At 60.3% G+C, this 21,170-nt stretch carries 17 protein-coding genes and 1 riboswitch; of the genes, 9 read left to right on the top strand and 8 right to left on the bottom strand.

Annotated elements, in window-relative coordinates; all coding sequences use genetic code 11:
- Nucleotides 1-132: 132 nt before the first annotated feature.
- Nucleotides 133-3,834 carry a cobaltochelatase subunit CobN gene (gene cobN, locus MHM86_RS09865; RefSeq protein ID WP_239198562.1) on the bottom strand — a complete coding sequence of 1,234 codons (3,702 nt, stop codon included), beginning with the start codon at nucleotides 3,832-3,834 and terminating at the stop codon, nucleotides 133-135.
- A 72-nt stretch (nucleotides 3,835-3,906) separates the two neighbouring features.
- Here cobN and MHM86_RS09860 point away from each other — a divergent pair, with 72 nt between their 5' ends.
- Nucleotides 3,907-4,077, top strand: a complete 171-nt coding sequence (locus tag MHM86_RS09860) for a hypothetical protein (protein ID WP_239198559.1) — start codon at nucleotides 3,907-3,909, stop codon at nucleotides 4,075-4,077.
- A gap of 57 nt (nucleotides 4,078-4,134) precedes the next feature.
- Here the strand turns inward: MHM86_RS09860 and MHM86_RS09855 are convergent, their stop codons facing one another.
- Nucleotides 4,135-4,602, bottom strand: a complete 468-nt coding sequence (locus MHM86_RS09855) for a GNAT family N-acetyltransferase (protein ID WP_239198556.1) — start codon at nucleotides 4,600-4,602, stop codon at nucleotides 4,135-4,137.
- Complete coding sequence (gene cobW / locus MHM86_RS09850) at nucleotides 4,599-5,681, bottom strand: cobalamin biosynthesis protein CobW (RefSeq protein ID WP_239198553.1); 1,083 nt, start codon at nucleotides 5,679-5,681, stop codon at nucleotides 4,599-4,601. Before cobW ends, MHM86_RS09855 begins: the two co-directional genes overlap by 4 nt.
- 175 nt (nucleotides 5,682-5,856) lie before the next feature.
- Nucleotides 5,857-6,072, bottom strand: a riboswitch (cobalamin riboswitch).
- 219 nt (nucleotides 6,073-6,291) lie between these two features.
- Between cobW and MHM86_RS09845 the strand changes: the two genes are divergently transcribed.
- Both MHM86_RS09845 and MHM86_RS09840 read left to right on the top strand, forming a co-directional pair.
- Complete coding sequence (locus MHM86_RS09845; protein WP_239198550.1) at nucleotides 6,292-9,747, top strand: chromosome segregation SMC family protein; 3,456 nt, start codon at nucleotides 6,292-6,294, stop codon at nucleotides 9,745-9,747.
- A gap of 92 nt (nucleotides 9,748-9,839) precedes the next feature.
- Nucleotides 9,840-10,235, top strand: a complete 396-nt coding sequence (locus MHM86_RS09840; protein WP_239198547.1) for a hypothetical protein — start codon at nucleotides 9,840-9,842, stop codon at nucleotides 10,233-10,235.
- A gap of 50 nt (nucleotides 10,236-10,285) precedes the next feature.
- Here MHM86_RS09840 and MHM86_RS09835 read toward each other — a convergent pair whose 3' ends face one another.
- From MHM86_RS09835 to MHM86_RS09815, 5 genes are all read right to left on the bottom strand, one after another.
- Complete coding sequence (locus tag MHM86_RS09835) at nucleotides 10,286-11,461, bottom strand: lytic murein transglycosylase (protein ID WP_239198544.1); 1,176 nt, start codon at nucleotides 11,459-11,461, stop codon at nucleotides 10,286-10,288.
- A gap of 69 nt (nucleotides 11,462-11,530) precedes the next feature.
- Nucleotides 11,531-12,439, bottom strand: coding sequence for an adenosylcobinamide-phosphate synthase CbiB (gene cbiB / locus MHM86_RS09830; protein ID WP_239198541.1), 909 nt, complete (start codon nucleotides 12,437-12,439; stop codon nucleotides 11,531-11,533).
- Nucleotides 12,436-13,374 (bottom strand): threonine-phosphate decarboxylase CobD, encoded by a 939-nt coding sequence (gene cobD / locus MHM86_RS09825; RefSeq protein WP_239198538.1) that lies wholly within the window; start codon nucleotides 13,372-13,374, stop codon nucleotides 12,436-12,438. Before cobD ends, cbiB begins: the two co-directional genes overlap by 4 nt.
- Nucleotides 13,375-13,755: a DUF1636 domain-containing protein gene (locus MHM86_RS09820; RefSeq protein WP_239198535.1), complete on the bottom strand. Its 381-nt coding sequence runs from the start codon at nucleotides 13,753-13,755 to the stop codon at nucleotides 13,375-13,377.
- 61 nt (nucleotides 13,756-13,816) lie between these two features.
- A complete protein-coding gene (locus tag MHM86_RS09815; protein WP_239198532.1) occupies nucleotides 13,817-14,800 on the bottom strand; it encodes a glutathione S-transferase family protein in 984 nt (327 codons plus the stop codon).
- Between the two features lie 374 nt (nucleotides 14,801-15,174).
- Here MHM86_RS09815 and MHM86_RS09810 point away from each other — a divergent pair, with 374 nt between their 5' ends.
- The 6 genes from MHM86_RS09810 (at nucleotide 15,175) to cobJ (ending at nucleotide 21,157) form a co-directional block, all read left to right on the top strand.
- Complete coding sequence (locus MHM86_RS09810; protein WP_239198529.1) at nucleotides 15,175-15,408, top strand: DUF6732 family protein; 234 nt, start codon at nucleotides 15,175-15,177, stop codon at nucleotides 15,406-15,408.
- A 4-nt stretch (nucleotides 15,409-15,412) separates the two neighbouring features.
- Nucleotides 15,413-16,669 carry a sirohydrochlorin chelatase gene (locus MHM86_RS09805; protein WP_239198526.1) on the top strand — a complete coding sequence of 419 codons (1,257 nt, stop codon included), beginning with the start codon at nucleotides 15,413-15,415 and terminating at the stop codon, nucleotides 16,667-16,669.
- A 75-nt stretch (nucleotides 16,670-16,744) separates the two neighbouring features.
- Nucleotides 16,745-17,383 (top strand): precorrin-8X methylmutase, encoded by a 639-nt coding sequence (locus tag MHM86_RS09800; RefSeq protein ID WP_239198523.1) that lies wholly within the window; start codon nucleotides 16,745-16,747, stop codon nucleotides 17,381-17,383.
- Complete coding sequence (gene cbiE / locus MHM86_RS09795) at nucleotides 17,383-18,597, top strand: precorrin-6y C5,15-methyltransferase (decarboxylating) subunit CbiE (RefSeq protein ID WP_239198520.1); 1,215 nt, start codon at nucleotides 17,383-17,385, stop codon at nucleotides 18,595-18,597. The genes MHM86_RS09800 and cbiE overlap by 1 nt, the downstream gene beginning before the upstream one ends.
- On the top strand, nucleotides 18,594-19,307 hold the full coding sequence (gene cobI / locus MHM86_RS09790; RefSeq protein WP_239198517.1) for a precorrin-2 C(20)-methyltransferase: 714 nt from the start codon (nucleotides 18,594-18,596) through the stop codon (nucleotides 19,305-19,307). Before cbiE ends, cobI begins: the two co-directional genes overlap by 4 nt.
- Entirely contained in the window at nucleotides 19,298-21,157 is a 1,860-nt protein-coding gene (gene cobJ, locus MHM86_RS09785; protein ID WP_239198514.1) for a precorrin-3B C(17)-methyltransferase, read from the top strand. The genes cobI and cobJ overlap by 10 nt, the downstream gene beginning before the upstream one ends.
- Nucleotides 21,158-21,170 lie beyond the last annotated feature (13 nt).

Genomic DNA, 21,170 nt, shown 5'->3' with positions numbered 1-21,170 from the left:
AGCCGCGCGCTAGCTGTTAGGATGAGGTCCCTCATGCCACTGTTTGGGAGGGCAGTCAGGCATGAAACTTGGGGGCGCAGATGCGGATCTGCGCCCCCAAGTGTGTCCGGCGGGGGAGGCTGCCTCATCGGTTCAGTTGTTTTCCAAAAGGCCCTCGATAAACGCACGAGCCGAATTTGACCGCGGCACCCAGAGACCACGATCTAGGGCTTCCTTCAGGCGCTCGGCAATCTCGCGTAGCGCAGGGGCGTTGTGATCAGCGATGAACTCGCGCGTATCGTCATCTTCTAGAAAGGCAGCGTGCACCATGTCGAAATGGTGATGTTTCACCACGCCTGTGGTTGCGGCAAAGGCAAAGAGGTAGTCGACCGTCGCAGCAATTTCGAACGCGCCTTTGTAGCCGTGACGCTTCACGCCATCGATCCATTTGGGGTTTACCACGCGGGAGCGTAGCACGCGGCCAATCTCCTCATCCAAGGTGCGGATGACAGGACGCTCGGGGCGCGAATGGTCGTTGTGATAGATCGGACGCGCCTCACCCTGCAGGGTTTTCACCGCAGCGGCTGCGCCGCCTTCGAATTGGTAGTAGTCGTCACTGTCTAAAAGGTCGTGTTCGCGGTTGTCTTGATTTTGCACAATCGCTTCTGTTTGTTTAAGGCGCTGCTCAAAGCCGACGCGGTCGCGTGTGCCCTCACCGCCAGCGCCATAGGAATAGCCGCCCCATTCGAGATAAGCCTCGGCAAAATCGGCGGTGTCATTCCAGATGCGCTCATCAATCAATGCCTGCAGACCCGCGCCATAGGCACCTGGTTTTGACCCAAAAACGCGCGCTGCGCCTTCACCGGCCCGTGCACGGGCGGCGGCTGGGTTTTGATCGTCGCTTTCATCCAGCGCCTGCACCGCGCGTGCGGCGCTATCGACCAGCGCGATCAGCTGTGGGAAGGCATCGCGGAAAAAGCCCGAGATACGCAGTGTTACATCCACACGCGGACGGCCCAGTACCCCTTCGGGCAGGATCTCAAACCCTGTCACGCGCCGGTTGGCGCTGTCCCATTTTGGCTTCACCCCCATCAGGGCCAGCGCCTGTGCGATATCATCGCCGCCGGTGCGCATGTTTGCGGTGCCCCATGCGGTGACCAGCATGCTGCGCGGCCAGTCGCCGTGATCCTGAAGGTGCTTTTCGATCAGTAGGTTGGCAGATTTCCATCCCAGCGCCCAAGCGGTTGGTGTCGGCACTGCGCGGCTGTCGACGGAGTAAAAGTTTCGTCCTGTCGGCAGCGTGTCTAACCGTCCGCGCGTCGGTGCGCCAGAGGGGCCAGGTGGCAGGAAGCGACCCTCCAGCACTTTGAGGAAACCGTCACGCTCTGCCGGACCACAGGCGTCCAGCGTTGGGATGATCTTCTCTCGCAGATGGGTCAGCACCTCTGCCGACTGCTCACCGGGAGCTTCAGCGCCGGTGCCGACCAGTGTGATCGCCAGTAATTCCAACCGTTCCACCGTGTCGCCTGTACTGCGCCATGTGGCGGCGTCCAATGCGGCCAAAAGGTCGGGGCGTATACCAGTCCAAGGCGCGGCCATGTCACAATCAAGCGGATCAAAATCCAACCCCAGATCGGTTGCTAAGGCACGGATCAGCGAATTGTCCACGCCCTTGCCCTGCCCACGCGGCACACGGGCCAGCGCGATGGCTAGATCGCGGGCCTGCACGCCTTCTGGTGAGGTGCCGAAAATATGCAACCCATCGCGGATCTGCGCCTCTTTCAGGTCGCAGAGGTAAGCGTCTAGCTTGGCCAGATCGCGATCCTCATCTTCCCCATTTAGGCCCGCGTCCTCGCCAATGCCGGTGGCGGAGGTCAGCGATAGGATTTCACGTCGCAGATGCTCGATACGGCGGGGGTCAACGCCCGCTGCCTCGTAGTATTCATCCACCAGCGCCTCCAGATCCTTCATCGGGCCATAACTTTCGGCGCGGGTCAGGGGTGGGGTCAGGTGGTCGATGATCACCGCCTGGGCGCGGCGTTTGGCCTGCGTGCCTTCGCCGGGGTCATTGACGATGAAGGGGTAGAGGTGCGGCGTCGGGCCAAAGACCACCTCGGGCCAGCAGGTCGATGACAGCGCCAGTGCTTTGCCCGGCAGCCATTCCATATTGCCGTGCTTGCCCATATGCGCAATCGCATGGGCACCAAACACGTGGCGCAGGTAAAAGTAGAAGGCCAGATAGTTGTGCGGCGGCACCAGATCGGGCGAATGGTAGGTATCCGTTGGGTCGATATTATAGCCCCGCGCGGGCTGCACCCCGATCAGCGCGTTGCCGAAGGGGAAGATCGACAGGGCGAAACCTGTGTCTGCGGTAAAGAATGGATCCTCCTCTGGTTGGCCCCAGCGCGCCTCCATCGGTTCGCGCACCTCCCACGGCAGGGCGTCGTAGAACCGTTTGTAGTCGGTTAGTGACAGGGTCACCCCACCTTCACGCGTGGCGCGGTCGGTCAGCCAGTTGGTGGGGCCGGCCATGATGGCCTTCATCAAGGTGTCACTGTCGGCGGGGGCGTCTGCTACGTCGTAGCCTGCTTGACCCAACGCCTGCAGCATGTTGACCGCCGCCGCAGGTGTATCGAGGCCGACGCCATTGGCCAGTCGCCCGTCCTTGTTAGGATAGTTTGCCAGCACCATTGCGACCTTGCGATCTGCGATAGGTGTATGGCGCAGACGGGCCCAGTTCGCGGCGAGCGAGGCGGCAAATTCGATCCGGTCGCCTTGCGCGCGGTAGGTGGCGATGGGGCATTCTGTGGCTTCATCAAAATAGGCCTCATCCTTGAAGCTGATCGCGCGGGACAGCACGCGACCGTCCACCTCTGGCAGGGCGACATTCATTGCGATGTCGCGTGCTGACAGGCCGGTCAGGCCTTCGGCCCAGGCCTGTTCGTTGCTGCCTGCCAGAACTACCTGAAATACTGGTGCCTCATCGGCTGCGGGCATGATCAGCGGGTTTTCAGGGCTGGTGTCGCCCACATGGGGGCTACCGACGGCAAAGGATGTGGCGTTCAGGATGACCGAGGGCGGTGCGGCAGTGAACAGGGTTTCCAATGTCGCGACTGACACCGGATCCTTTAGGGAGGCGACAAAGATTGGCAGCGGGTTCAGCCCCTGGCGCAGCAGCGATTTCACCATGCGGTTGATCGGGTTCAGGCCTGCCCCCTGTACCAACGCGCGGTAGAAGATCAGCGGAACCACCGGCTGCCCGTCCTGCCATGCGGTTTGCGCGGCAGACAGATCAGCAACACCTGCACCGGGCCAGTACACACCTGCACGCAGCAGTGGCGCCGCAGCTTGCGGGGCCTCGCCCTCATGCCCTGCCAGCATCCAGCGTGCGTAGGACAGGAAGTTCAGCGCATTGTCTGGCCCGCCCTCAACCATGTAGGCCCACAGTGCGTCGTAATCGGCGGCAGATACAGTGGACAGCTCACGCAGCTCTGCGTCTGGCTTATCATCGCCGGGCAGTGCCACGAAAGGCACGCCCACCTCTGCCAATCGGGCGGCGTATTGTTGGAACCCGTATTTCCAATACCCCGCGCCGCCAAGGATTCGTGCAATCACCAGTTTCGATTTGGTCGCGCAATCATCCAGATGCAGGTCCACCGACATCGGGTGTTGCAGGTGGGTGAGGTTGGCCAAACGCAGCTGCGGTGCGTCCTCCAGATCCTGACGTGCTTGGCTCAGTGCCGCCAGTTCCGTGTCGGCGGCAGAAATAAACACCAGTTCGGCCGGTGTCTGGCCCAGATCCACAGGCTCCTGCCCATCATCAATAGAGCCGGGGGTCGCAGCGAGAAGATGCATCTAGCAGTCCTTTGCTTGAGCTTTGTGGTAGAGTGCGGCATGAGCCGTCAGAACCAGTAAAAGAGGGAAGAGATGGATTACAGCAGAATGGGCGGGGTGAAGCCCACATATGGCAAAAACAAGCCCCGCAACAAGAACGATCGCCGCAACAACGATGCCGGCACTGACAAGGCCGCGCTGTTGGAGCGGATGAAGAAGGCCGCCGAGGAAGGCAAGGCGTCTGAGGAAGAGCATAAGGGCTGATCGCTCAGCTCTTATGATATCCACCGCACGTGTTGCTGAGGCAGGCAGGCCCATGTTTCAGGCAACCACCGCCGGAAGCAGCGGTTTCTGCATGAAGAGGCTGGCGGGATGTTCGGGATAGTTCCCGAACGGACCGCAAACTGCGTAGCCCAGACGTTTATAGAGCGCGACTGCCGCCACCAGCTTGTCACCTGTTTCCAGCTTGATCGCCGAGTGTCGCAGCGCGATGGCGCGGCTTTCCAGCGCGTCCATCAGATGCTTCGCCAGTTGCTTGCCACGTGCCTCCGGCGTGACAAACAGGCGTTTAACCTCGCTGTAGTCGCCACAATCCACCAATGCCACGCATCCCAATGCCGCGCCGTTTTCACGGGCGACCAAGAAGGTGATGCTGTCATCCATCAGTTCCTCTGGATCAAGGGTGAAGCATTCGTCAGCCGAATAGACCGCGCGCAGGGCCGCATCGGATCCGGCCAGCAGGGCGCGTCCGTCATCGGTCAGCGGTGATTCCTGCGCGATTTCGATCATGCCTGCAGCGCTTTTTCGATCGCGGCGCGGTCCAGGCCGGATTCACCGATCACCACCAGACGGGTCTGGCGCGGGGCGCTGCCGAAGGGTTGGTCGAAATAGGTATCGATGCGCGGGCCAACGGCCTGCAGGGTCAGACGCATGGGTTTGCCTTCAACAGCGGCGAAGCCTTTCAGGCGCAGGATGCCATGGTCGCGGATGACGGATACCACCTGATCAGCGAAGGCCTTGGGATCGGCCACTTCGGCGCGCTCCACGACGAAGCTTTCGAAAGCGTCGTGATCATGATCGTGGTGGTGGTCGTGATCATCATGATGATCATCGTCGTGGTGATGGTCATCCTCATGGTGGTGATGGTGGTGGCTTTCGTGGCGGGCGTCCATGTCCTCTTCGGCGCCCACCCCTTGGCCTAGCAGCACATCCACTGGCAGCGCCCCCATCGAGGCTTTGATAACCTGCACGCCTGACCGGCTCTCTGACTTCAGCTTGGCGGTCAGCTGGGATGCTTCGTCCTCGCTCAGTAGGTCTGATTTGTTGACCACGATCATATCGGCGCAGGTGACCTGATCTGCAAACAGTTCGGACAGTGGCGTTTCATGGTCGAGGTTTTCGTCCATCTTGCGCTGTGCGTCCACCGCAGCGACGTTGTGGGCGAACTGGCCGTCATGTACAGCGCGGCCGTCCACGACGGTGACAACGCCATCCACTGTCACGCGGGTCGAGATCTCGGGCCAGTTAAAGGCGCGGACCAGCGGCTGCGGCAGCGCAAGGCCGGAGGTTTCGATCACGATGTGGTCAGGCTTCTGATCACGATCGAGCAGTTTCTCCAACGTCGGAATAAAATCTTCGGCCACGGTGCAGCAGATGCAACCGTTGCTGAGCTCCATGATGTCATCTTCGGTGCAGGTTTCATCGCCGCACCCCTTCAGGATGTCACCATCGACGCCAAGGTCGCCGAATTCATTGATGATCAGCGCAATGCGTTTGCCGTTGGCATTGGCCAGCATGTTGCGGATAAGCGTGGTTTTCCCGGCGCCCAGGAAACCTGTGACAACGGTGGCGGGGATCTTGGCGGACATATTTGTGTTCTCTCTCTTTGGGCGGGCGGTGACTGCGGAACCTGCCACGCAGGCTGATTTTCGGCTATGTAATCAGTGCCGGGGGACAGTGCCAGAGTGCAGTCGCCGAAAGCGGTCGCACAGATATGCTGCGGCTTTCGGGCATCTTTCCTCTCACCCGCCATCCCCGACGGATTCGGTTTTTTCTGCGTATGGCAGGTCTCCTGGCTGGCGGGTCAATACCGCTGTCGCCTTCCCAAGCGTATGCTCAGTGGCTCTTTGACAGCGGCTCACCGCGGACAGTCGCGGGGGCGGCTGTGGTCGCAGGTTCCGGCTTGGATCTCCTGTTCCACATTCCCTCTTCGTCCTGCAGATCCGGTGACCCGCAGAAACCATACGAGGCATTTGATCGCGTAAATGCGCCCCATAGGTCAAGCGTGTTTGCGCAGCGCCGGGGATTAAAAACGACGTCATTTCGCAGGGCTTTTGCCGACAACCCGCAATATTTTGTGGATAACTGACAGGATAAGTCGAAATACGGGGTCATTGCGTTGACTCACGCCTTCGTGACCACTCAGGATCAGGGATCATTGGAATCATATTTAGGCCAAACGCAGGGATACCGCGCCACTTGCTGTTTTCTAAACTCAGACTGACCGGCTTTAAAAGCTTCGTCGATCCGACCGATCTGTTGATCAAGGACGGGTTGACCGGCGTGGTCGGGCCGAACGGCTGTGGCAAATCGAACCTTTTGGAGGCGCTGCGCTGGGTGATGGGCGAAACTCGTCCCAAGGCGATGCGCGGTGGCGGGATGGAGGATGTGATCTTTGCCGGTGCCTCGTCCCGTCCGGCGCGGAATTATGCTGAGGTCAGCCTTGTCATCGACAATTCGCAGCGCTTGGCGCCCGCGGGGTTCAATGACGATGATCAGCTGGAAATTGTCCGCCGGATTACCCGCGATGTTGGATCTGCCTACAAGGTGAATACCAAGGATGTCCGTGCCCGTGACGTGCAGATGCTGTTTGCAGATGCTTCCACTGGCGCACATTCACCGGCGCTGGTGCGGCAGGGTCAGATTTCAGAACTGATCAACGCTAAACCCAAGGCGCGGCGGCGTATTCTGGAAGAGGCTGCGGGGATCTCTGGCCTCTATCAGCGGCGTCATGAGGCAGAACTGAAGCTGAAGGGCGCGGAACAGAATCTGGCGCGTGTCGATGACGTGGTAGATCAGCTGGCCAGTCAACTGGCAACGCTCGATCGTCAGGCCCGTCAGGCCGCCCGCTATCGCATCATTGGCGAAGAGCTTCGCAAGGCTGAGGGTCTGCTGCTCTACCGCCGCTGGCGCGAGGCGGATGAGGCGCGACTGGCTGCAGAGGCAGAGCTTCGGTCCCGAGTCACGGTCGCCGCACAAGCAGAGGCAGAGGCGCGCAAAATCGCCAAGATGCGGGAAGAACTGGATGCAGGCTTGCCTCCCCTGCGGGAAGAAGAGGCGATTGCCGCCGCGATACTGCAACGCCTCATGGTGCAGCGTGATACGCTGAAGGATCAGGAAGCCCAGGCGCTGCAATCCATTGAAACGCTGAAAAATCGCATTCTGCAGATGGCCAAGGATATCGAGCGCGAGGCCGGCCTGAACCGCGACGCTGGTGAAACGATCGAACGTCTGGAGTGGGAAGCGCGGGAGTTGCAAAAAGCCAGCGAAGGCCATGAGGAAAAGCTGGAGATCGCATCAGACATGGCGCAAGAGGCCGCTGCCATCCTGCAGGAACGTGAGGCAGAGATGTCGCAACAGACCGAAGATGTTGCGCGTTTGTCCGCCCGCCACCAATCAGCGCAGCGCTTGCTGGATGATGTGCGCCGCACGCTGGCACGGTCTGAGGCGGAGGCGATGAAAGCCCGCGATGCTGTCACTGCCGCGCAGCAGGCGTCCGAGCAGGCAGAGGCGAATTTCGCCAGCGCTGAAGAAGAAGCAGAGATCGCGCAAGCGACTGCCGAAAACGCCGAAGAGACCCTGCTGGACGCAGAAACCGCCCGCGCGGAGACACAGGCGCGTGAGGCAGATGTGCGCGCCGAACGGTCCGAGACTGAGGGCGAATTGAACGCGCTCAGGGCTGAGGTCACGGCACTCGCGAAACTTTTGGAACGTGACACGGCAGAGGGTGGCCAGATCCTTGACCGCCTGCAGGTGGAGATTGGGTTTGAAAAGGCGCTGGGCGCTGCGCTGGCTGATGATTTGCGCGCTCCGCAGGTGGAGGGGGATGGCCCCTCTGGCTGGACCGAATTGCCTGATTACGATGTGGTGCAACGACTGCCTGACGGCGTGCCTGCGCTGTCCAATCATGTTTCAGTGCCGGATGTTCTTGCGCGGCGTATGGGGCAAATCGGTTTGATTGATCCTGAGGACGCGCCGCGCCTTCAGCCTCTTTTGCAGCCGGGGCAGCGCCTTGTGTCGATAGAAGGCGACTTGTGGCGTTGGGATGGCTATCGCGCCTGGGCAGAGGATGCACCGTCCGCTGCCGCGCTGCGCCTGCAACAGCTGAACCGTTTGGAAGAGTTAAAACAGCAATCAGAACACGCCAACAGCCGCGCTGAAGCTGCACGTGCGGCGCATGAGGCATTGACGCAACGTCTGGCTGATCTGACCCGCGCTGATCAGGCTGCCCGTCAGGCACGCCGTGATGCGGATCGTCTGGTGAATGAGGCCTCTCGCAAGTTGTCGCGGGCAGAGGCGGATATGACACTGGCGGGCTCAAAGCTTGAAAGTCTCGGTATGGCGGTGGAGCGCCATGAAGATGAAGCGATGGAGGCCCGTGAGCGTGTGGTTGAGGCCGAAGAAGCGATGGAGGATCTGGAGGATCTGACAGAGGCCCGCGCCGCGATTGAGGATCTGAAGCTGACGGTTGAGGCCGCGCGGATGACCATGATGACCAAACGTTCCGCCCATGATGAGGTGCGCCGCGAGGGTGAGGCCCGCCTGCGTCGCACGCAGGAGGTGACCAAGGAAATCTCTGGCTGGAAACACCGCCTTGAAACCGCCTCCAAACGCAGTACAGAACTGGCGGAGCGCAAGGAAGAAAGCGAAGAAGAACTAGCCGAAGCGATGGCCATGCCTGAAGAGATCGCGGAAAAGCGCGAAGAGCTGGGTGAGGCGATTGAAACCGCAGAGGATCGGCGGAAACAGGCGGCTGATGTTTTGGCAGAGGCGGAAAATGCCCTGCGGCTGGCTGAACAGGGCGAACGCGACGCAGAACGCGCTGCATCTGATGCCCGCGAAGCCCGTGCAGGGTCAGAGGCCCGCGCAGAGGCTGCGCACGAAACAGTCGCTCTGACTGTTGAGCGGATTGATGAGGTGATGCAGGTCACACCCAAGGCATTGCTGCAGACGCTGGATGTAAATCCCGAAGACATGGCCGATGCAGACGCGTTGGAACAAGACGTCAATCGCCTGAAACGTCAGCGAGACGCACTGGGGGCAGTCAACCTGCGCGCCGAGGAAGACGCAAAGGAAGTGCGTGAAGAACATGGGGCGCTGGTCGACGAAAAGGCTGACCTTGAGGAGGCGATAAAAGCGCTGCGGTCCGGTATCGCCAACCTCAACAAAGAGGGTCGCGAACGGCTGTTGACCGCGTTTGAGCAGGTAAACTCCAATTTCTCGCTCTTGTTCACCCACCTTTTTGGTGGCGGGGAGGCCAATCTGGAACTGATCGAAAGTGATGATCCACTGGACGCGGGGCTAGAGATCATGTGCCAGCCGCCGGGCAAGAAACTGTCGACGTTGTCTCTCTTGTCCGGGGGGGAGCAAACCCTGACCGCGATGGCGCTGATCTTTGCTGTGTTCCTTGCCAACCCTGCGCCGATCTGCGTGTTGGATGAGGTGGACGCACCGCTGGATGATGCGAACGTGACGCGCTTTTGCGATCTGCTGGACGAAATGTGTCGCCGCACCGATACCCGTTTCCTGATCATCACCCACCATGCGGTGACGATGGCACGTATGGACCGCCTGTTCGGTGTCACCATGCAAGAACAGGGTGTTAGCCAACTGGTCAGCGTCGATCTGAAGAAGGCTGAGGCGCTGGTCGCCTGATCCCTCACCCCTCCCTTTACTAAGACGTCACCTGATTGTGACCCTGTCGCGCTTCAACCCGTGTCAGGATCACTTGGAACAGGAGGTAGAGAATGCAGACACCTAACGCTTTGAAATGGGCGGCGCTGGCCGCTCTCATTGCAGGCCCGTTGCTTGCGCAGGAACAGATTTGGCCGGACCGCGACAGCGATATGTTGTTCAGTCAATTGGATCTTCAAAATAGGCTGCAGGGACGCACGCTGGAGTTTTTTGATGGCGGCACCTCAGCTTACAAAGAGGATGGTACCTACCAGTGGACCTATGCCGGTGGCGGTGACTGGCACGGCATGTGGCGCGCTGAGGAGGGCAGTGTGGTCTGTGTTGATTTTATCACCGAGGTGACACGCTGCGATCGCATCGTGGAAAATAGTGGTCGTTTGGTGATTTTGACTGCCGACGGTCAGCGTTTCCCGGTACGTGAAATGGCTGAGAATTCGGTGACCTACTGAAAACCGGCCGCCAATAATGCGGCCGGTTTAAATGTTCTAAAGCCTTTGGATCACAGTGCGTTCAGCAGCGCTCGTGTTGGCCAAGCATCCGCTGGCAGGCCCAGACGTTGCTGTTCCGCCTGCGTCGCAGCACGGGTGCCCGCGCCCAAGATACCGTCGATTTTGCCCACATCATGCCCGCGCGCGGCCAACTTGCTTTGCAGGGCTTTCATCTCCGCGCCTTCCAGACCGGGATCAGGGTTACCTGCGTTAAATACCGGACCACCCATCAGGCGGGTGCCGAAGTAGGCAGCAGTCAGTACATATGTAAAGCTTTGATTCCATTCAAAATAAACGTCGAAGTTCGGATAGGCAACGAAAGCGGGGCCATTCCGGCCCTGCGGCAGGATTAACTTAGCCTTCAGCCCCTTGCCATCCCATGCACCGGAGCGTGGGCGCACGCCCATCGCCTGCCATTTGCTGACTGGCAGTGCCTGTGCCGTACCGCTGAGGGACCAGTCCATATTGGCAGGCACCTCAACCTCTTGCAGCCATGGTTCCCCCGCACGCCATCCGAGGTGTTGCAGCATTTTGCCCCCCGACATCAACGCATCAGGGGCAGAGGTTTTTAGCGATACTTGACCGTCGCCGTCGCCATCCACACCGTTTTCCAGAATGTCGGCAGGTAGCATCTGCACCATGCCGATTTCGCCCGCCCAGGCACCTGTGGTGCGTTGGGGGTCAAAATTGCCGCGGCGATACAGCTCCAGCGCAGCAAAGACTTGGGGGCGGAACAATTCGGGACGGCGGCAGTCATGAGCCAGCGTGACCAGTGCGTTCAGTGTATTGATGTCACCCTGAAACCCGCCGTAATCCGTTTCAAACGCCCAGAACGCCAAAAGGACACCGCGCGACACGCCATATTCTCGTTCGATCCGGTCAAAAACGGCGCTGTATTCCTGCGCTTTGCGCTTGCCGGTGTTGATGCGGCCTTGCGAAATCAACCGACGTGAAAAGCTTGTGAAATCCATCTGAAACACGCCTTGGCGGCGGTCGGCAGCCAGCACGTTCTGATCTTGGCGAACATTGGCGAAGAAGCGTTTGGTTAGACCTGCATCATACCCGTTGGCCTCTGCCTCGTTGCGCAGGTCTTTGACAAATGCGTTGAAATTACCGCCACATTCGCTGGCGTATGCGGGGGCGGCCAGACCTGCGATTAGGGCAAGGGTCGTTAGAGCGCGTTTCATAAATGCCTCTTGAGTTGAATAAGTTGCGCGCTGCCTACCACGTACGGCGCCGTATGGGTTAGAAAATTCTCAGATCACCGTGACGATCAGGGCAAGAGCGAGCATGACGCCCCAAACCCGCCATAGCGCGGTGCAGGCTGCATCGACGTGATCGGGGCTGGCGTCTTGGGTGCCTTCGACGTTTACATAGGCGAAATCCTGCATTTCACCTTCGTATGAGCGCGGCCCGGCGAGCGCCACATCCAGCGCGCGGGCCATCGCGGCCTCTGGCCACCCTGCGTTGGGGGATCGGTGACGGCGCGCATCCTGCACCAAGAGCGGCCAGCCCTGATAAACACGGTGTGTCAGGGCAATCAGAACCGCAGTCAGGCGGGCGGGAACCAGATTCAGCAGATCGTCGAATTTGGCAGCAGCCCAGCCGAAATCTTCATGCCGCTCGGTACGATAGCCGATCATGCTGTCAGCAGTGTTGGTGATTTTATACAGCAGTAACCCCGGCAGCCCGAGGAGCGCATACCAGAAAATTGGTGCAATCACCCCGTCGGAGAAGTTTTCGGCCGCGCTTTCAATCGCGGCGCGGCTGATGGCGGGGCCATCCATGTCTGAAGTGTCGCGCCCGACAATGCGGGCGACCATCAGGCGGCCATCACCTACGGACAGGCGCAGCGCATTGCCTACGTCACGCACATGGTCCACTAGCGACCGCTGCGCCAGAAGCGCGGCCAGAATGAGGAGTTCGACGATGGGGCCAAAGCTGGCAAGGATCCAGCCGAGCACCAGCGCGCCAAGGCCAAGCGCGGCCATTGTCAGTACGCCCTTCTCACGGCGGCGTTCATAGTTGTCTTCATCATTGTTGAAACGGGTGTCGGCCCAGCCGATCAATCGCCCCATCAGAATGGCAGGGTGGGGGACACGGTCATAGATCGCCTTGGGTTCGCCCACGGCAGCGTCCAGGAGCATGGCAAGAAACAGAATCATAGTGCGGCCTCCAGCCGGTGCCATTGGTCGGGCGCGGGCAGGCCCAGACGGATGAAATTGCGGGAATAGGGGAAGATGCGGGTCCAGATTTGCGCCTGCGCAAAACGGTTCTGCCATTGGGCGGCATCATCGACCTCATACAGACGGAACAGGGTGGTGCCGCCGTGTAACGTCGCGCCTGCCTGTGTCATCATCTGATCCAACCGGTCACTGTCGGATTGCAGCCGCTGGCGAGTGGCATCGGCCCATGCGTGATCCTGCAACGCGGCAGTGCCAACACGCAGGGCAGGGCCGGCAACGGGCCATGGGCCCAGCATCTGTTCCAGTTTTGCAATCAGAGAAGGGTCTCCAATAGCAAACCCCAGACGCAGACCAGCGAGGCCCCAGAATTTACCAAAGCTTTTCAGAACGATCGTACCGTTATTGGCCGCACGCTCAATCAGCGTCGCCTTTGGGGTCACATCGCAGAAGCTCTCATCAATGATATGCAGATCTGACCAATACGGTTCCGTATTGTAGAGGTGGCCGGTGGGATTGTTCGGATGGACGATAACGCGGGCGCTGGGATCCTTTGGTGTCACCTGCCAGCCTGCCGCAGCAAAGGCAGCGGCGTGTTCGTTGTAGGTGGGGGTGGGAATATCCACGCGGCCCGCTGTGCGCAGCGCCGGAATGCGTGCGATCAGGGATGAGGCGCCGGGCGCAGCCAAAATGGCAGCACCTTCGGGTGCGTTCCAGAATTGTCGCGCCGCTGCGACCAACGCCTGTTGTGCGCCTTTGTCGGGCAGGGCGTTCCAAGCGTCGGCTTTGATCTCGCCGATGGGGTAGGGCACCGGATTGATGCCGGTCGACAGGTCCAGCCAATCAGATCGTACGCCACCGTATGTTTTTGCCGCAGCATCGACGCCGCCGCCGTGATCGCGAGCCTCTTGGATCATTTATTCCGCCTCATCCGTCGGTAGCGGTGGATGGCGGGTGACAAAATGCCCTTTCACGCCTTGTGGCCACTGGCGAAACGGCACCTGACCGGATTTGCTGTCGGCATGCAGGGCAGCGTATTCGACGATTGCCGCTGCAGCCTCCTCGGTGGGATCGAACCGGCCCAGAGTGTAGGCTAATTTGCCTTCACCTTGGATCGCGATGTTGCAAGCTTGATTGCAGCCCATCAGACAGGACACACGACGGGTTTTCACATCCGCGCGGCCACTGGCGCAGGCCTCGACCAGTTCGGCCAGAACTTCGCCGTCTTTCTGTTCGCGGCCTGAGGCCTCCCAATCTTCGGTTTTGCAGGTGTCACACACCGTAATCCAAGTTGTCATTCGCGCGCTCCTCTATCGGGGGCAGAGAAAACCGAAAATTGGCGCTGGCACAAGTGGGCAATCACGTCATCCGGTCACGTCCGTGTGGTGCCATATAGTCCAAAACAGGGTTGATCGGCAGGATGCGGTGCGGATTGATGCTATCGTGGCTGTAGTGATAGTGGCGCACGATGTGATCCATTTTCACCGTCTCCGACACGCCCGCAGTCTGATAGAGGTCACGGGTATAGGCCCAGAGGTTGGGGTAATCGACGATCCGCGCGCGGTTGCATTTGAAATGCAGGTGATAGACTGGATCAAATCGTATCAGCGTAGTGAACAGACGCCAGTCAGCTTCTGTCTGCCTGTCGCCTATAAGGTAGCGCGAGGTGCTGAGGCGCTCTTCCAGCCAATTCAGCGTGTCAAACAGCGGCTCGACTGCGGCGTTGTAGGCCGCTTGCGTGGTGGCGAAGCCCGCTTTGTAAACACCATTGTTCAGCGTGTCGTAGATTCGCGCGTTCACCTCTTCGATCATAGCGCGCTGATCGGCGGGCCAGTAGTCGTCCATATTGCCGGTGATGCTGTCAAAGGCGCTGTTCAGCATTCGGATAATCTCAGAGCTTTCGTTCGACACGATGGTTTCGCGCTGTTTGTCCCACAGAACTGGCACGGTAACGCGACCGGACATATGAGGCAGCGCCTTCAGGTAGACATCCCGCATGAATGGCAGCCCATAAAGGGTGTCACCCGTTGCCCCGTCAAAATCGGTGCCAAAGTTCCAGCCGTCCGACAGCATATCGGGGTGCACGGCGGATACGGTGATGTGAGCACTCAATCCTTTCAGAGCGCGAAAGATCAGCGCGCGGTGCGCCCAAGGGCAGGCGTAAGAGACATAGAGGTGGTAGCGTCCACTTTCGGCCTTGAACCCACCGTCGCCCGAAGGGCCCGCGGAACCATCAGCGGTGATCCAATTTCGGAACGCGGCCTCTGACCGTTTGAACGCTCCGTCTGAGGATTTAGTGTCATACCAGACGTCATGCCAGACACCGTCGATCAGCTTGCCCATGGTGAAGTCCTTTTCATGTAAGTTGTCATGATCCTAACGTCATGACGGCGGGCAGGGTACGCGTCTGCGGGCGCAAGTCTCCTGCATCTGTGCACAGGCTACGGTGCAGATAGCGGATACGGGTGCATACGAATTTCGCCGATAAGGTCGCAGAGTGTCACTTTGACGTCGGCTTTGGGGTGATCTGTGCCGCGAACCGCATTGCGGCAGGGATGCGTGGCCTTTATAACAACGCACAGACGAGTCCCCGACAGATGGGGGCCGGAGAGGTGTGTTTGTACGGTCGACCCACATCGGGGATCAGGAACAAACGTCGTCAGATGCCCGAACCCGGGCATTCTCTCTGCAAAGTGAGGTTGAACTGGGGAAACGGCATGAAAGCCATCTATTCAATTGCAGCCCTGTTTTGGGCAACAGCAGCGCAGGCGCACATCGGCCATTTGGGTGATGCGGCGGGCCATGATCACTGGATCGCGCTGGGCGCTTTGGGCGCGGCGGGGCTTATTGCCCTGATTGCGGGCCTGAAGGGCAGTAAGACAGACACGGAGGCTGCGAACGCCGCCTCGGACCACGACGCGACCCACGACGAAGAATTGCAGGAAGCCTAAAGTCATGAGCAAAACTGGTGTAATGATCTGCGGCCACGGGTCGCGCAGCCAAGCTGCAGTAGATGAATTTTCCGTCCTTGCCGACAAACTGCCCGCCCTGCTGCCGCAGGATTGGCTGGTAGAATACGGCTATCTGGAATTCGCCAATCCGGTAATTCGCGACGGTCTGGACAAACTGCGTGAGGCAGGTTGCGATCGTATTCTGGCGGTGCCGGGCATGCTGTTTGCGGCGATGCACTCGAAGAACGATATTCCCACTGTTCTGAATACCTACGCCAAGAAACATGGCATCGAGGTGTCCTATGGCCGCGAATTGGGTGTTGATCCCAAAATGGTCGCCGCCGCCGGTGCCCGCATTCAGGCAGCGGTGGAACAGGCTAACGCCGAACATGGTGAGGTCGCGCTGCATGACACCTGTCTGGTGGTGATCGGGCGCGGGGCCTCAGACCCTGATGCAAACGCCAACGTGTCGAAAATCGCCCGCCTCTTGCAAGAGGGCATGGGCTTTGGCTGGTTGGAGGTCGGCTATTCCGGCGTCACCTTCCCGCTCGTGGAACCCTGCCTGCGTCACACCAGCAAGCTAGGCTATAAACGGGTCATCGTGTTCCCCTACTTCCTGTTCACGGGCATCCTGATCGACCGGATCTATGGCTTCACCGATAAGGTTGCCGTGGATCACCCCGAAATCCAGTTCGTGAAGGCAGGCTACCTGAACGATCACGAACAGGTGCTGGCGACCTTTGCCGAACGGATCATCGAACAGGCGGGCGCTGTGCCGCCGCCGAACTGTGGCACCTGTCTGTTCCGCACGCAGGAACTGGCGATGGAGGATGGCAAGATTGTCATCTCTGCCGAAGACCGCGCTAAGGCTGCCGAAGGCACTGCGCATCCTGCTCTCGCCTCGGTCCCGCCGCCGACATGTGTGATGTGTAAATACCGCGTGCAGGTTCTTGGTTTTGAGGCGGAGGTTGGTTCCATACAGGAAAGCCACCACCACCACGTCGAAGGCCAAGGTGCCTCTGCGCCCGGATCGAACGTATCGGATTGTAAGATGTGTGATCTGTTCTGTACTGGCGAATGCCGCCTGGATATGGGGCATCACCACCATGACCACGCGCATGGTCACCACCACCACGGGCACAGCCATGACCACTCCCATGACCACGGCCACCATCACCACCATGATCACGACCACGTGCATGCTGAATATCCGCACGCCAAACACCCGCTTGGCCCTGAAAGCGCTCGCCGTAAAGGCTAACGGCCTTTCAACGTTCCTGAGCATACTCCCCGCCGGAGGTATCCTTCGGCGGCCATTCGTACAGAGGCTGCCTTGATGCGACCCTATGAAAAAGACCCCTCGGCCATCTACGCCGAAAGCTTCGCCACCGTGCGCCGCGAGGCGAAACTGGATCGGTTTGACGCAGGTATGCAACGCCTTGCGATCCGGCTGATCCACGCCTGCGGCATGGTTGAGGTTGCCGACCGTCTGGCCTTTTCCCCTGACGTCTATGCGGCAGGTAACGCAGCGTTGCAGGCGGGTAAGCCGATTCTGTGTGATTGCGAAATGGTCGGCGCGGGCATCATCCGGCGCTACCTCCCTGCGGAGAATGAGGTGATTGTCACCCTCAATGATCCCCGCACCCCGCCCTTGGCGGCAGAGATCGGCAATACCCGTTCCGCCGCAGCGGTAGAGCTGTGGGCTGATCATTTGGATGGTGCTGTCGTCGCCATCGGCAACGCCCCGACCGCGCTGTTCCATCTGTTGGAACTCTTAGACCAGGGCGCCCCGAAACCGGCGGCGATCCTTGGCTTCCCCGTCGGCTTCGTCGGCGCGGCAGAGAGCAAAGCTGAACTGGCCGCTCATCCACGTGGTTGCGATTTCGTCGCTCTGCGGGGCCGCCGCGGTGGATCGGCCATTGCCTCGGCCGCCGTAAACGCATTGGCTGCTGGTCTGCCTGAGGAGAAGGCCTGATGACAGCGACCAAGGTTGATCCCTGGCTGCATATCGTCGGCATTGGCGAGGATGGCGTTGACGGGCTGATGCCCGCCACCCGCGCAGTTGTGGAGGCGGCAGAGGTGATCGTGGGCGGTGAGCGCCACCATAAACTCTCCGCCGATGTGACTGCTAAGCGGTTGGCATGGCCATCACCCTTCAATGCACTCATTGGCATGCTGAAGGGGCTGAAGGGCAAGCGTGTGGTGGTTCTGGCCACCGGTGATCCCCTATGGTTTTCAGTTGGCGCCAGCATTGGTCGCCAGATGGATCCGGCCGAACTGGTTTATCACCCGCAGGTAGGGGCGTTTCAACTGGCCGCTGCGCGGCTGGGCTGGTCGATGGCGGATCTGGAAACCTTGACGGTGCATGGTCGGCCAGTAGAGCAGATGATTGCCTTCATCCAGCCATCTGCACGCTTGTTGATCCTGACCACAGGATCAGAAACACCGGCGAAGATCGCGGCCTTTCTGACGGATCGCGGTTTTGGCAAATCGCGGATGACGGTGTTGTCCAACATGGGCGGCGCGGATGAGGCGCGGTTTGATGGCGTGGCAGAGGCGTGGGATCATGAGGTGCCCCCTTTTAACACACTGGCTGTCGAATGCATCGCTGCGCCGGATGCGGCTTTGTTGCCACGGGTTCCGGGGCTGGCGGATGAATTGTTCCAAAACGACGGCACCATGACCAAACAAGAGGTGCGCGCCGCCACATTGGCAAAACTGATGCCAATGCGCGGGGCTCTGTTGTGGGACATTGGCACTGGTTGCGGATCGGTGGCGGTTGAATGGATGCGCTCTGCCTCGTACGCCCGCGCTATCGGGATCGAACCACGTGCGGATCGCCGCGCACTGGCGGCGGCAAACGCGCTGGCGCTGGGCGTGCCGAAACTGCAGCTGGTGGAGGGCAAGGTGCCCGATGCGCTGGTCGGTTTGCCCGCGCCGGATGCGGTGTTTATCGGTGGCGGCCTCAGCCATGCAACCTTTGAGCATGCATGGGCTGCGCTGCGCCCCCTCGGCCGCTTGGTTGCCAATGCGGTCACAATTGAAAGTGAGGCGACCCTTGTGTCCCTCCAGAAGAAATTTGGCGGTGAACTGGTCAAAATCTCGGTCGAGCGGGCCGAGGCGATCGGTCCCTTGAGCGGCTGGAAACCTCTGCGCACCGTCACCCAGTGGAGCTTGATCAAAAGATGACTGCAACAGCTCGCGGCAAACTTTACGGCGTTGGTTTGGGGCCGGGGGATCCCGACCTGATGACCTTGCGTGCCCATCGCCTGATTTCAGGTGCTGAGGTCGTAGCCTATCCAGCATTGGCCGGCGGCGATAGTTTCGCCCGCGCCATCGCGGCAGACGTGATCCCGGATGGCGCGCGTGAGATTGTGATGGATGTGCCAATGACCGTGGAACGCGGTCCTGCACAGGCTGCTTATGATCAAGGCGCTGCTGAAATCGCCGAGGCGCTGGCCGCCGGTCAGGACGTCATCTGCCTCTGTGAAGGGGATCCGTTTTTCTATGGGTCGTTCATGTACCTCTTTGCCCGCCTGTCTGAACGGTTTGAGGTAGAGGTGGTGCCAGGCGTCACGTCCATCACCACTTGCGCGGCGCGTGCGGGTGTGCCGCTGGTGGCGCGCAATGAACGGCTGACCGTACTGCCGGGCCCCTTGCCCGAGGCGGAGCTGCGCGCGCGCATCGAAGGCGCGGAAAGTGTGGCGATCATGAAGGTGGGTCGGCATTTAGGCAAGATCCGCACGGTGATTGCCGATCTCGGCCTGACCGACAAGGCCAAGTATATCGAGCGTGCAAGCCTGCCCGAAGAGGTGGTTTGCCCGCTGAGCGAGGCGCCGGAAAAAGCGCCGTATTTCTCTATGATTCTACTCGTAAAAGGGGGCGACCCATGGCTGTGACTGCAACTGCCGGAAATGAAAACGTAAAGCCGGTTGTACTGGCTCTCAGCGCCTCGGGCGAAGTGGTGGCGCGCAAGGTGGCCGATCTGCTGGGTGCTGACCTGCATGGCCGTGAGGGGCGCGTGGCTGAGGCAGATGCCTTCTTCCCCAATGCGCTGGATCACGCGCGTGATCTGTTCACCGCTGGCGTGCCGGTCGTGGGCGTCTGCGCCTCGGGCATTCTGGTCCGCGCTGTTGCTCCGATGCTAAGCGATAAACGTGCTGAGCCGCCGGTTGTGTCTGTCTCTGACGATGGGGCCGTTGTGGTACCTCTGCTGGGTGGCCATCGCGGTGCAAACCGTCTGGCTGGCCAGATCGCTGAGGCGCTGAATGCCACCGCAGCTGTCACAACCGCAGGCGACGTGGCAATGGGCGTAGCACTGGATGAACCACCTCACGGCTGGGTCCTGGCGAACCCGGATAATGCCAAGGCGGCAATGGCCGCTCTGCTCTCTGGTGCAGGCGCATCCGTTGTGGGTGAGGCGGCAGAGGCGGCTGATTGGTTGTCCGGCCTGCCAAAGGGCGACGGTGTGACCATTCACGCGACTGTTGCCCCTGTTGAGGTAACGGATGAGACCACGCTGGTCTTCCACCCGCAGCGTGTCGTTCTGGGCGTGGGATGCTCGCGCAACTGTCCGACCGAAGAGCTGGACGGTCTGGTGGCTGAACTGCTGTCTGATGCAGGTGTTGCAAGCGGCGCACTGGCGGCAATTGCCACGGCGGACCTGAAGGCGGATGAACCTGCAATGAACGCACTGGCAGTGAAGTTTAACGTGCCGCTGCGCCTGTTCACCGCGGCTGAACTGGACGCGGAAACCCCGCGCTGTGCGACCTCGTCTGACGTTGTCTTCGCTGAAATTGGCACCCACGGTGTGGCGGAAAATGCAGCACTGGCTGCGGGTGGCGCTGCCGTGACCCTGATAGAGCCGAAGCGGAAAACTGCAATGGGCACCGCCGCGCTGGCGATGGCTGACACACCGGTGTTGGAAATCGCGGGCCGTTCACGTGGTCGGCTGTCGGTTGTCGGCATCGGCCCTGGCCAATCCGCATGGCGCACGCCCGAGGTGTCGCGTCTGGTGTCTGAGGCGGAAGAGTTGGTGGGCTATGGCCTCTACATTGATCTGCTAGGGCCGCTTGCCGCTGGCAAAGAGCGTTCTGATTTCCCGTTGGGTGGGGAAGAGGCACGTTGCCGCTACGCGCTGGAACAGGCGGCGAAGGGTAAGAACGTGGCGCTGGTCTGTTCCGGCGACGCGGGCATCTACGCGATGGGCGCGCTGGTCTTTGAACTGTTGGACCGCGGGCCGGATGAGCACGGCGTATCCGATGCCGCGCATCGGGTTGAGGTTGTATGTTCGCCGGGTGTGTCTGCGTTGCAGGGCGCTGCGGCCCGCGCAGGGGCGCCTTTGGGCCACGATTTCTGCACCATTTCGCTGTCAGATCTGCTGACCCCGCGCGATGATATTCTGCGCCGTCTGAAAGCCGCTGCCGAGGGCGATTTCGTGATTGCTTTCTACAATCCTGTCTCGAAAACCCGCCGGACCCTGCTGGCAGAGGCACGCGATATCCTGCTGCAGCACCGTCCGGCGGATACGCCGGTGATGCTGGCATCGTCGCTGGGTCGGCCAGAGGAATATGTGCGCTACCGCCGTCTGGATCAGCTGGAGGTGGATGAGGTTGATATGCTGACCGTGGTTCTGATCGGCTCCAGCAACTCGCGTTTGGCAGAGCTGGGTGAAGGCCCTCGTATGTTCACGCCGCGTGGCTATGCGCGCAAGATTGACGGCGATCTGTCTGGCAAGGCAGCAAAATGAGTATTTTTGGCAC

The organism is Thalassobius sp. Cn5-15 (genome assembly GCF_022347685.1).
Classification (GTDB): Bacteria; Pseudomonadota; Alphaproteobacteria; order Rhodobacterales; family Rhodobacteraceae; genus Thalassobius.
Note: the sequence above shows the minus strand (reverse complement) of the source record. Positions and strands in the feature narration are given on the sequence as shown.